General features: G+C 54.5%; 17 protein-coding genes. 3 read left to right on the forward strand and 14 right to left on the reverse strand.

The genetic code is table 11. The annotated features are described in order from the left end of the window. The 3 genes from rplN to rpmC all read right to left on the reverse strand — a co-directional run bounded on the left by rplN (nt 1) and on the right by rpmC (nt 887). Nucleotides 1–369, reverse strand: coding sequence for a 50S ribosomal protein L14 (gene rplN, locus AC2TDJ_RS19820; RefSeq protein ID WP_039523372.1), 369 nt, complete (start codon nt 367–369; stop codon nt 1–3). A gap of 76 nt (nt 370–445) precedes the next feature. Further along, nucleotides 446–676, reverse strand: coding sequence for a 30S ribosomal protein S17 (gene rpsQ / locus AC2TDJ_RS19825; protein WP_170495397.1), 231 nt, complete (start codon nt 674–676; stop codon nt 446–448). Nucleotides 677–680: 4 nt separating this feature from the next. Beyond that, entirely contained in the window at nt 681–887 is a 207-nt protein-coding gene (gene rpmC / locus AC2TDJ_RS19830; RefSeq protein ID WP_480844411.1) for a 50S ribosomal protein L29, read from the reverse strand. A 430-nt stretch (nt 888–1317) separates the two neighbouring features. Here rpmC and AC2TDJ_RS19835 point away from each other — a divergent pair, with 430 nt between their 5' ends. Further along, on the forward strand, nt 1318–2274 hold the full coding sequence (locus AC2TDJ_RS19835; protein WP_480844412.1) for a response regulator: 957 nt from the start codon (nt 1318–1320) through the stop codon (nt 2272–2274). A 22-nt stretch (nt 2275–2296) separates the two neighbouring features. Here the strand turns inward: AC2TDJ_RS19835 and AC2TDJ_RS19840 are convergent, their stop codons facing one another. Next, nucleotides 2297–2917, reverse strand: a complete 621-nt coding sequence (locus AC2TDJ_RS19840; RefSeq protein ID WP_480844413.1) for a 2OG-Fe(II) oxygenase family protein — start codon at nt 2915–2917, stop codon at nt 2297–2299. Between the two features lie 90 nt (nt 2918–3007). On the opposite strand from AC2TDJ_RS19840, the gene AC2TDJ_RS19845 reads away from it, so the two are divergent. Further along, a complete protein-coding gene (locus AC2TDJ_RS19845) occupies nt 3008–3547 on the forward strand; it encodes a hypothetical protein (protein ID WP_480844414.1) in 540 nt (179 codons plus the stop codon). Between the two features lie 159 nt (nt 3548–3706). Here AC2TDJ_RS19845 and rplP read toward each other — a convergent pair whose 3' ends face one another. From rplP to rpsJ, 10 genes are all read right to left on the reverse strand, one after another. Further along, nucleotides 3707–4120, reverse strand: a complete 414-nt coding sequence (rplP, locus tag AC2TDJ_RS19850) for a 50S ribosomal protein L16 (protein WP_058283513.1) — start codon at nt 4118–4120, stop codon at nt 3707–3709. A gap of 12 nt (nt 4121–4132) precedes the next feature. Then, nucleotides 4133–4843 (reverse strand): 30S ribosomal protein S3, encoded by a 711-nt coding sequence (gene rpsC, locus AC2TDJ_RS19855; RefSeq protein WP_008758042.1) that lies wholly within the window; start codon nt 4841–4843, stop codon nt 4133–4135. Then, nucleotides 4843–5223, reverse strand: coding sequence for a 50S ribosomal protein L22 (gene rplV / locus AC2TDJ_RS19860; RefSeq protein WP_039538267.1), 381 nt, complete (start codon nt 5221–5223; stop codon nt 4843–4845). The genes rpsC and rplV overlap by 1 nt, the downstream gene beginning before the upstream one ends. Before the next feature lie 3 nt (nt 5224–5226). Beyond that, a complete protein-coding gene (gene rpsS / locus AC2TDJ_RS19865; RefSeq protein ID WP_005980699.1) occupies nt 5227–5505 on the reverse strand; it encodes a 30S ribosomal protein S19 in 279 nt (92 codons plus the stop codon). Nucleotides 5506–5508: 3 nt separating this feature from the next. Next, nucleotides 5509–6351: a 50S ribosomal protein L2 gene (rplB, locus tag AC2TDJ_RS19870; RefSeq protein WP_480844415.1), complete on the reverse strand. Its 843-nt coding sequence runs from the start codon at nt 6349–6351 to the stop codon at nt 5509–5511. Between the two features lie 234 nt (nt 6352–6585). After that, nucleotides 6586–7638, reverse strand: coding sequence for a DUF5677 domain-containing protein (locus AC2TDJ_RS19875; RefSeq protein WP_480844416.1), 1053 nt, complete (start codon nt 7636–7638; stop codon nt 6586–6588). Nucleotides 7639–7967: 329 nt separating this feature from the next. Beyond that, nucleotides 7968–8264, reverse strand: a complete 297-nt coding sequence (locus AC2TDJ_RS19880; RefSeq protein ID WP_008757532.1) for a 50S ribosomal protein L23 — start codon at nt 8262–8264, stop codon at nt 7968–7970. Beyond that, entirely contained in the window at nt 8261–8878 is a 618-nt protein-coding gene (rplD, locus tag AC2TDJ_RS19885; RefSeq protein WP_170334382.1) for a 50S ribosomal protein L4, read from the reverse strand. The genes AC2TDJ_RS19880 and rplD overlap by 4 nt, the downstream gene beginning before the upstream one ends. Continuing rightward, complete coding sequence (gene rplC / locus AC2TDJ_RS19890) at nt 8875–9600, reverse strand: 50S ribosomal protein L3 (RefSeq protein WP_170634762.1); 726 nt, start codon at nt 9598–9600, stop codon at nt 8875–8877. The genes rplD and rplC overlap by 4 nt, the downstream gene beginning before the upstream one ends. An 18-nt stretch (nt 9601–9618) precedes the next feature. Continuing rightward, on the reverse strand, nt 9619–9933 hold the full coding sequence (gene rpsJ / locus AC2TDJ_RS19895; RefSeq protein ID WP_008756422.1) for a 30S ribosomal protein S10: 315 nt from the start codon (nt 9931–9933) through the stop codon (nt 9619–9621). A gap of 381 nt (nt 9934–10314) precedes the next feature. Between rpsJ and AC2TDJ_RS19900 the strand changes: the two genes are divergently transcribed. Beyond that, a complete protein-coding gene (locus tag AC2TDJ_RS19900) occupies nt 10315–11277 on the forward strand; it encodes a hypothetical protein (RefSeq protein ID WP_480844417.1) in 963 nt (320 codons plus the stop codon). Nucleotides 11278–11480 lie beyond the last annotated feature (203 nt).

The raw sequence follows: 11480 nt of genomic DNA on the forward strand, positions 1-11480 counted from the left end.
TTACAGCACCTCCGGAGCCAGCGAGATGATTTTCATGAAGTTCTTGCCGCGCAGTTCACGAACAACCGGGCCAAAGATACGGGTACCGATCGGCTCGTTGTTGTTGTTCAGGATGACGGCGGCGTTGCGATCGAAACGGATCGCGGTGCCGTCTTCGCGGCGGACTTCCTTGGCGGTGCGTACGACGACGGCCTTGCGGACGTCCCCTTTTTTCACGCGGCCGCGCGGGATGGCTTCCTTCACCGAGACGACAATGATGTCGCCGACGGAGGCGTATTTACGCTTGGAACCACCCAGGACCTTGATGCACTGAACTCGGCGGGCGCCGGAGTTGTCAGCGACATCCAGATTGGTCTGCATCTGGATCATGTGGTTTCTCCCGACCTGTGGGGGCTGGTCTTGTTAAATCCCCCAGGGTTTCGACAAATGGAAAAGTCCTGGTGGCTTACGCCTCCAGAACCTCCCAACGTTTCGTCTTCGATTTCGGCGCGCATTCGATGATGCGGACTGTATCGCCGACCTTGAAGGCGTTCTTTTCGTCATGAGCCCGGTATTTCTTGGACTTACGAACGGTTTTGTGCAGCAGCGGGTGCTTGAAGCGGCGTTCGACCAGAACGGTTACGGTCTGCTCGTTGGCGTCGCTTGTTACGGTGCCGGACAGGATACGCTTGGGCATCTGATTACTCCTCGGATGCCGCGGTAGCGGCCTTTTCGTTCAGAATGGTTTTGACGCGGGCAGCATTGCGGCGGGCCGCTTTGATGCCGGCAGTGTTTTCCAGCTGACCGGTTGCCTGTTGAAAGCGCAGGTTAAAGCTTTCTTTCTTCAGGTTGGCCAGTTCCTCGCGGAGCTGGTCCGGGGTCTTGTCACGCAGTTCTTGGGCGTTCATCGCCTTTTTCCTTTGCTCAAAACACCAGAAGGCCCCCTGACAGGGTCACCTTGGACCTGGTGGATGAATGATAGACATGCGAATCCCCCGACTCGGCCGGGGGACTTGCAGGATGCCGCCGTATAAGGGTTTAGGGGGTGGGTGGCAAGGGAAAGTTTGTAGCCCTCACCAATTGCGTCACACCCGGGCTTAGGCACGCTTGAAGATCGCAAATCAACCAAGCATTTGGCAATAAGCATGCTTATTTCCAAAAAAACTTAATGCAATTCAAAAACATCTTTTCAATTGAACAATTTATGCGGTAGCGTACGCTAAGTATCATTGTGTTTAGATTGTAGTAAATTCGCCGGGCAATCCTTGTTCTGAGTCATTCTTTTTTCTTTGTTTTACCTGTTAAATCCCGCACTGCTCGACGTCTTGGAGTTCCGCCATGAAGGTTCTTATTGTCGACGACGATGCCGACATTTTGGAAGTGCTCTCCCTCGGCCTGGAAATGTCCGGGGAACACAGTATTGAAACAGCGCAATCTGGGGCTCAAGCCCTAGAGAGGATTGAACAGGCCAGCAGCCCCTTTGATCTCTTTCTTCTGGATATACAAATGCCAGGAATGACAGGGGTTGAGCTTTGCAGACGCATCAGGTCCCGTCCCGGTTATCTTTTTAAGCCAATCATAATGGTCACCGCGATGTCGGACAAACGGCATGTTGACGAAACCTTTGCCGCCGGGGCCACCGACTACGTGATCAAACCTATCGACTTCACCGATCTGAAATTGCGCGTCAAACTGGCCGAAACTGCATCCATCCGAGTTGAGCAGTTGGCACAAATTGCACAAGCGCCGCCCCAGGCCATTCAGCTTGGCCACCAACCCAAAACAATCGAACTTTGCGATGCGATACCAATTGACGACGTTGATGGAGTTCTGCGGGTTCACGCATTTGAAAACTACCTTGCGCAGTTGGGCCGACTGGATTTCCGAGCCACGAGGCTTCAGATTCTCACGGTAACGAACATCACATCCATTTATGAAAGATGCACCTCGCGAGAATTCTTGGATCAAGTGACAGATATCGCCGAATGCATTTCGGACGCACTTCGCGAACAGGCACCGTTGGTGACCTATTTTGGAGGCGGAATCTATGGCATTGCGACACACGGCCACCACGTCAAGCCAATCGAAGATGTGTCCGCAAGTATTTATCAGCAAATCGCGAAAACGGGATTGGTATTCCGGGACGGCTGTCCTGTACCCGTTGAATTCGATATCGTCGACATCGGTCGCAAAGCTTTCTTGTCACCTAAAAAGCAGACCGCCTTTATCGACCACGTGATCGACGGGCTTAAGACTGCGGCACATTCCAATACTTCGCTTTTTCATCCGACGTGATGGTGGACCGCAATTTGCCTCATCAATCCCACTTGTAATTGAAGCTTACACTGATCCGCTCTTCCTCGGCCATGTTCATCGGCACTTCGTGGCGCAGCCAGCTTTCCCACAACAGGACGTCGCCGACCTGAGGCTTCATATAGATGAACGGCTGCAAGTCGCGCCGCCCACCTTTCAGGCGCGTCGGCGCAGCCATCATGCGGCCTGAGCGGGGGTCTTCCAGCTTCAACGCGCTTGCCCCTTCGGGCATCGCCACATAGGTAGTGCCCGAGATCACGCTGTGCGGATGCAGGTGGCTGGAATGCATCCCGCCCTCGGGCAAAATGTTGATCCACAGGTCCTCGAGCTTCAGCTCGCCTTCGCCCAGATCGAACTCCAGATCACTGGCAAAGGCAGCCACGTGCTGATCCAACGCAGCGACCAGATCGGCGAAGATCGGGAACCGCCAGGGCAGATCGGTCAGCGAGGCATAGCTGGTATAGCCGGGATAGCCGTTTTCCTCACACCATTCCTGACCGGCTTCGTCATCCCCGGCGATGACAAGGCATGAGCTTTCCAGTTCCTCCGGGTCGATCTTGGGATCAAACTCGGACAAGGATGCGCGGTAGAGACGGGTAACGAAGAGTGATTCAATCTGTGGCATGGGTGCCTAATAATGTGTTTCTAAAAGCAGAAATAGCCCAAAAGAAACGAAACCATCTCTTTCGCCAACGATTAATTAGAAAGGAAAAAAATGGAAAATTGGTTGCAGTTCTCCGACCGAATGGAGCGAATTTATGATGTAATCCTCAGCGAGAGCGAGCGGGGAGCGGTCCTGATTGCATGCCACATCGTGGATGAATTTCTCCTTGAGATGATTTCTCAGTACAAAAGTGAAAAAGCCAGCGCCAAGATCTTCAAAGACGCCACAGGTTATGGAGGTGCATTTGGAAGCTTATCCATGAAAAGCAAAGCGTTGTTTATCCTAGGGATCCTAAGCGAACAATCATTCTATGCGATTGATGATATGAGGACCGTGCGGAACAAGGCAGCGCATTCTTCGAAGCGGTTTGTTTTATCTAAGCACCAAGAAAAATTCGACAACGCTCTAAACAGGTTTGGCAATCATGCGTCGGTCAAAAGTCTCGCGTTGTCTCTTGCTATGCACAACTTCATTGCGAGAATGAAGGAAAGCGGGCACGACCTATTAACAAAAATTGGGGAAAACCCCTTTCCCGATGAACAGCGTGCATCGACTATCTGGCAGACAGCCCTGACATCACCAAAAAGCTAGAAGAGCAGATGCCAAAATGGCATGTTGCCACTCTCACATATCTACTGATTGAAACGATAGGCCTGAATTTTCGCTCGCACTACCGTCCTTAAACAAAAACCCCCGCCGGTGTCCCAACGGGGGTCAATTTTGTCACGAACGGGGTTGCCCCCGGATCGCTTACCAGTCTTCGCGAACCACGACGCGAGTCTTGATCGGCAGCTTCATCGCAGCCAGGCGCAGGGCCTCACGGGCGATGTCGTCATTGACGCCGTCGATCTCGAACATCACGCGGCCAGGCTTGACTTTGCATGCCCAGCGGTCGACCGAACCTTTACCTTTACCCATACGAACTTCGATCGGCTTTGCAGTGACCGGAGTGTCGGGGAAGATGCGGATCCAGACACGACCCTGACGCTTCATGTGACGCGTCATGGCACGACGTGCAGCTTCGATCTGGCGTGCAGTTACACGCTCAGGCTCAAGAGCTTTCAGGCCGTAAGTGCCAAAGTTCAGATCAGAGCCGCCCTTGGCGAGACCCTTGATCCGGCCTTTGTGCATCTTGCGGAATTTTGTACGCTTTGGTTGAAGCATATCTTTCCCTCCTTAGCGACGACCGCCACCAGCACCACGAGGTGCAGGGCCGTCCTGGAGTTCCTGTGCTTTACGGTCACGTGCCTGCGGATCGTGCTCCATGATCTCACCTTTGAAGATCCAGACCTTGATCCCGATGATCCCGTACGGGGTCATCGCTTCGGCATGTGCGTAATCGATGTCGGCACGCAGGGTGTGCAGAGGCACGCGGCCTTCGCGGTACCACTCGGTCCGTGCGATTTCGGCGCCGCCCAGACGACCAGCGACGTTCACCCGGATACCCAGGGCGCCCATGCGCATGGCGTTCTGAACCGACCGCTTCATCGCGCGACGGAACGAGACGCGGCGCTCCAGCTGCTGAGCGATGGACTCGGCAACCAGCTGCGCGTCAAGCTCAGGCTTGCGCACTTCGACGATGTTCAGGTGCAGTTCGCTGTCGGTCATACGAGCAAGCTTTTTGCGCAGAACTTCGATGTCTGCACCTTTCTTGCCGATGATGACACCGGGACGTGCAGTGTGGATCGTAACGCGGCACTTCTTGTGCGGACGTTCAATAATCACACGGGCAACACCGGCCTGCTTGCACTCTTTGTTGATGAACTCACGGATCTTGAGGTCTTCCAGAAGAAGATCACCGTAGTCCTTGGTGTCGGCGTACCAGCGGCTATCCCAGGTGCGGTTGACCTGCAGGCGCATGCCGATCGGATTTACTTTATGACCCATTAGGCTTGCTCCTCAACTTGACGCACCTTGATGGTGATCTCCGAGAACGGCTTCATGATCTTGCCGAAACGGCCGCGGGCACGCGGACGACCGCGCTTCATGACCAGGTTCTTGCCAACCCATGCTTCGGCGACGATCAGTTCATCAACGTCCAGGTTGTGGTTGTTTTCGGCATTCGCGATTGCGGATTGCAGGCACTTCTTGACGTCCTGCGCGACACGCTTGTTCGAGAAAGTCAGGTCGGTCAGAGCCTTCTCAACTTTCTTGCCGCGGATCATTTGCGCAACCAGGTTCAGTTTCTGCGGGCTGGTACGGAGCATGCGCGTTTTCGCCATTGCTTCGTTTTCAGCCACGCGGCGGGGGTTCTTTTCCTTGCCCATGACTTACTTCCGCTTCGCTTTTTTGTCTGCGGCGTGGCCATAATAGGTACGGGTCGGCGAGTATTCACCGAACTTCTGACCGATCATGTCTTCCGAGACGTTGACGGGGATGTGCTTCTGGCCGTTGTACACACCAAAGGTCAGACCCACGAACTGGGGCAGAATGGTGGAACGACGCGACCAGATTTTGATGACTTCGTTGCGGCCCGACTCGCGCGCTGCTTCGGCTTTTTTCAGCACGTAAGCATCGACGAAAGGACCCTTCCAAACAGAGCGAGACATGGATTAACGTCCCTTCTTCTTGGCGTGCCGCGAGCGGATGATCAGCTTCTGGGACGCTTTGTTCTTGTTGCGGGTACGCTTACCCTTGGTGTCCTTGCCCCACGGCGTAACCGGTGTACGGCCACCCGAGGTACGACCCTCACCACCACCGTGCGGGTGATCGATCGGGTTCATTGCAACACCACGCACCGACGGACGAACGCCCTTGTGGCGCATACGACCGGCTTTACCGAGGTTCTGGTTCGAGTTGTCGGGGTTGGACACGGCACCGATGGTGGCCATGCATTCCTGACGGACCATGCGCAGCTCGCCCGAGCTCAGACGGATCTGAGCGTAGCCGCCATCGCGACCAACGAACTGAGCGTAAGTACCGGCCGCACGTGCGATCTGACCGCCCTTGCCGGGCTTCATTTCGATGTTGTGGACGATGGTACCGATGGGCATGCCCGAGAACGGCATTGCGTTGCCCGGCTTGATGTCGGCCTTTGCCGACGAGATGACCTTGTCACCAACAGCCAGACGCTGCGGAGCCAGGATATACGCCTGCTCGCCGTCTTCATATTTTACCAGTGCGATGAATGCGGTCCGGTTCGGGTCATATTCGATCCGCTCGACGGTTGCCGCGACATCAAATTTGTTCCGTTTGAAGTCAACGATCCGGTAGAGACGCTTTGCGCCACCGCCGCGGCGGCGTGAAGTGATCCGTCCGGTGTTGTTCCGGCCGCCCGATTTGGTCAAACCCTCAGTGAGAGACTTGACCGGACGTCCTTTCCAAAGCTCCGAACGGTCGATCAGCACCAGCCCGCGCTGGCCCGGCGTCGTCGGCTTGTACGACTTGAGTGCCATGCTTTCTGTCTTCCGTTTAGCAAGTGCAGGGGATTTCCCCGCTATGTGATAGGCCCCCGTAGGTGCCAAGGGTATAGGGCCCCGAAGGTCCCCGGTTACAAATATCAGAGGCCCCGGAACGAATCCGAGGCCGTAAGATTGGGAGCGTGTAACAGGGTTGGGGGTGGGTGTCTATAGGTATGCGAACCTTTTACTTCTGACATGTTTCCATTGTCACCAATGACGCCGAAAAGGCTATGAACGCACTTCGCCAAATGTCTGAATCTTGTTCTCCTGCGCAATTGGTCCGATCTCTTCCGCCATTGCCAGCAGCATCCGACTATAGATCACACGATCCAAGTCAGGTTCGCCGCAGAGCAAAAACGTCGTGGTCATTTGCATTAGCGAGAGTGCTGCCATTTGAAGGGGGTCGACTAGACCCGAGTTACTTGGTCCAACCTGAAATGCGAGACTTTCACTTTCGCTCATACCAAGGAGTTTTTCAGGCCGCTCAAAGCCTGCATGAATATGACCACACGCCCATCGATACCGCGGGCGCCAGTGATCCATCTCGACATCTTTTTCAATATCGGAAAAGGTTGGCCTTGGCTTTCCGACAACTTCAGATGCCCAATCCCAATCCGTTTTGAGAGTTTTACCAAGTTGTATCCGTGCTTTCTCGCGGACTGTCTCAATGGCCTCCAAATCCTGTTCGGAAAGAGGCGCTAAGCCACTTTGTGCAGCATACTTGTTGTATTGCTTTGCGGCTCGTGAGTTCGAGAACCAATGACTAAGTCGATAACTTGTGGCCATGTCTCGACCATGCTTCTTAATAAACATCGCGGTTACTGCAAGTTCGTGCAATGAGCGCCAACGTGTGAGCGCTCCGTCCGCATACCCTCCCTCCAAAAGGCAAAGTATCTCGCTAACTATAAGAAGTGCTCTTGGGTGAATATGAGCCAATGTATCAAAGACCAAATCATCACCGCCACACGGTCCCTCTTGTGAGTGCACCTCGCCAATTTCCTTACAACAGACCCAAAGGGTTCTGAGTAAATCTAGAGGTTCTTGCCATCGCTCGTAGTTTCGTTCTTCGAAGGCAGCCTGTGCTTGCCGTTCCATTTGGAGCATCTCAGGAGCATTTTGCTTCGTTATTTCAAGTAGGGCTTGCTCACTCTCCTGTATGGCAACATCGACCAACTCAAGAAGTTCCTCATGAGGTAGCTCTCGGTCTTCTAGCCCCTTTGAAACTGCATTGAGGATTGTATTGCCCAGCATATTGAACAGCGATTGTGTATTCTCTGTCATGTTTTGTTGTGTCCAAAAAATATGAGCTGCGGCTCGCAGCTTCGAATACGAAGTCTTCTTATCAACTTGGTAGCGACAAAGTGGAATATCATTCAGCGCGGAACAAGGCCGAAGGCCGCCGCGCCAGCAACTGCCCGCCCCGGCGGGCTGGCGCTTTGGGGACGTTTGCGCCTTGCTATGAGTTCGGATGTATTTGGCACCATAAAGTGCGCCGATCAGACGTTACAGCGCCACCCCACGGGCAGTCGCTGGCGCGGCTTGCGCTCTGGTCCAACAAAAAACCCCCGCTTTCGCGGGGGCCTTTATCTCTCTCCACAAACGTGATCCGATCAGAGACCGGTGGACACGTCGATGGTGTTACCCTCTTCCAGGGTCACATATGCTTTCTTGACGTCTTTCCGACGGCCCAGCTGGCCGCGGAACCGCTTGACCTTGCCTTTGGTCACGGTGGTGTTCACCGCTTTGACCTTCACACCAAACAGCGCCTCAACGGCCTCTTTGATCTGCGGCTTGTTGCTGTCGATCGCCACTTCAAAGACAACCGCGCCGTTTTCGGACGCCATGGTCGACTTCTCAGTAATGATCGGCTTGCGGATCACGTCGTAGTGTTCTGCCTTCGCGCTCATTTCAGACGAGCCTCCAGTGCTTCGACAGCCGCTTTGGTGAGCACCAGAGTGTCACGCTTGAGGATGTCATAAACGTTTGCACCCATCGACGGCAGGATATCCAGACCCTCGATGTTGCGCGACGCCTTCAGGAAACCTTCGTTCACGGTCGCGCCGTCGATGACCAGAGCGCGTTTCCAGCCCAGGTTTGCAACCTGTTTGGCCAGAGCGGCGGTCTTGCCTTCAGCTTCGGCGTTCTCGATCACAACCAGTTCACCTGCCTTGGCTTTGGCCGACAGAGCGTGGCGCAGGCCAAGCTTGCGGAACTTCTTCGGCAGGTCGTGGCCGTGCGAACGAGGGGTCGGGCCCTTGTAGATACCACCCTTGCGGAAGATCGGCGCGTTGCGGTCACCGTGACGAGCGCCACCGGTGCCCTTCTGGCGATAGATCTTCTTGGTCGAGTAGCTGGTTTCCGAGCGGGTCTTCACCTTGTGGGTGCCGGCCTGCGCGTTGTTGCGCTGCCAACGGACCACACGGTGCAGGATGTCCGCGCGCGGCTCCAGGCCGAACAGGTCCGCATCCAGCTCGATGTTGCCGGCTTTGCCGCCGTCCAGTTTGATTACATCAAGTTTCATGCTTCACCACCTTCCGCGGGCGCTTCTTCCGCAGGTGCTTCAGTTGCGGCACCTTTTACGGCTGCCGGGAACGGCAGACCTTCGGGTGCTTTCTTCTTGACGGCGTCCTTGACGGTGACCCAGCCCGATTTCGGTCCGGGAACGGCGCCTTTGATGAAGACCAGACCACGGTCGGCGTCGGTTTTGACGACTTCCAGGTTCTGGGTGGTGACACGGGCAGCACCCATGTGACCGGCCATCTTTTTGCCTTTGAACACCTTGCCCGGGTCCTGACACTGACCGGTCGAACCGTGCGAACGGTGGCTGATCGAAACACCGTGCGAGGCGCGCAGACCACCGAAGTTGTGGCGCTTCATCGCACCGGCAAAGCCTTTACCGATCGAGGTGCCCGAAACGTCAACTTTCTGACCTTCCAGGAAGTGTTCCGCCGAAATCTCGGCTCCCACATCGATCAGGCCATCTTCGGAGACGCGGAACTCGGCCAGCTTACGCTTGGGCTCAACCTTTGCAGCGGCATAGTGACCGCGCATGGCTTTCGAGGTGCGTTTTGCCTTGGCAGCACCGGCGCCCAGCTGAACGGCGGTGTAGCCGTCTTTGTCAGCGGTCCGCTGTGCAACAACCTGCAGGTTGTCCAGGTGAAGAACGGTCACAGGGATCTGCTTGCCGTCTTCCATGAACAGGCGGGTCATGCCAACTTTTTTTGCGATAATACCAGAGCGCATAATCTATACCCTCCGATCTTACGACTGCAGCTTGATCTCGACGTCCACACCAGCAGCGAGGTCGAGCTTCATCAGCGCGTCAACGGTCTGGGGGGTCGGATCAACGATGTCGAGGAGACGCTTGTGCGTGCGGATCTCGAACTGGTCGCGGGATTTCTTGTCAACGTGAGGGCCACGGAGAACCGTGAACTTCTCAATCTTGTTCGGCAGCGGGATCGGGCCGCGCACGTTCGCGCCGGTCCGCTTGGCAGTGTTGACGATCTCTTGCGTGCTGGCATCCAGGACGCGATAGTCAAATGCCTTCAGCCGAATACGGATGTTTTGGCTTTGCATAGTAACAGCCTTTTATCAGGCGTTGAGGTTGAGAGGAGGACAGACGCGCATCGCCAACCCTCATCGAACCCAAAAGGCGGGAATCACCCCGCCTTGATGTTCTTACTGAGAACTCGCGCGTATTAGTTGGGTTGGCAGGGTTTGGCAAGGGGTTTGTTGGTTCTCTCTAAAACGGCAGTTGATAACCACATGTCAATCCGAGAACACCATCTGCGCGAAGCATTGGTAGATTCACTTTTTGGTTGGGAATACCGGACTTGAAAACCACTTTAAACTGAGTCGTCCTTAGTACTGAGTATCTGACAGGTTTACACGCGTTTGCCTTTTTGAATCAGTGGGAAGCCCTACGCTTTGACGCCAGCTTTGTTATCCAATTCTATTGTGGTTTCCGCTTTGTTGCATGTGGGTGCATTTGATATTGCACACTTGTTTAACGATGACCCCAACATCCATTACACCTACGCAATCGCGTTACAGCTTTTTTGGCTGATGCTGTTATTTGCATTAGCTTCACTCGCGTTCCTTTTGGGCTCTGTCCTCACCTTCTGCATTGGGCCTAGAGTAATTAATCCAGACGGATCGGTAACGACTTGGTCCGCGTTACTCACAATGGCACTGCTTCTGAATGCGCCATTGGGCTTTTCCTACGTTTTGCTGGGCGCATTCCTTGTTCTGGCTTTACTGGGCTTATTGACGCTTCGATGGATGAAAAGTCCGAAGATCAAGCAAGAGTATTTCTGGCCACCCGAGGGTTTTCGAAATGCTAACCTCCCAAAGAAGGCGATTGCACTCTTCGTTCTGGGCGTCTTTCTCTACTTCCTCAAATCACTTGTAACGGCACTATTCTTTTCAACGCTGCCACTAAATTCAGGTCAACCGGAGTTCCAACTGCGATTTGCAAACAGAATGAATAGTGATGTTGTGCGTGCGTCATACCAGTTTCCAGATGCTCAGTCCTGCCTTGAAACCGGAGCCGATGCAGAAACCCACGAAGATTTGCTTCGAATGGATTGGGATAAGATTTCAACCAACGGAGATGCACAGGTTTGTATGTTCAGGTTGCTACACGAATGGGGTGGAGTGCCCGAGGCTGCATCATGGTTAGAAGCCCAAGGCTTTCATGTGGGCGAGAATTTCAGTTCCGAAAAACCCTACCAAAACCGAAATGGCACATTACGCGTCGACGGCGGATGGTCGATCAAGAGAAACGGGCCGCGTTTCCCAACGTCTGGCATTCTATCCCGCATTCGAAGGGCCGTCCCCTATGGCATGGGTGTGAGAGCAACCTTCAGCGAAGACGGTCGAGAACTTCTATATCTCCACATCGATTTTTCCACACTGTAAAAACCTGCGGCTGCGCCGCTTTCAGAGCCGAAGTGCTTCGGCCCACTGTTGTAAAAAACGAAAAAGGCCGCCCCTTGAGGGACGGCCTTCTTTGGTTCACCGGTTGGGTCCGAGATTATTCGGCGAATAATCTCAAAACCGCCCCCGATTACTCGATGATTTTCGACACGACGCCGGCGCCGACGGTGCGGCCGCCTTCGCGG

This window comes from Ruegeria sp. HKCCD6647-2, assembly GCF_057221075.1.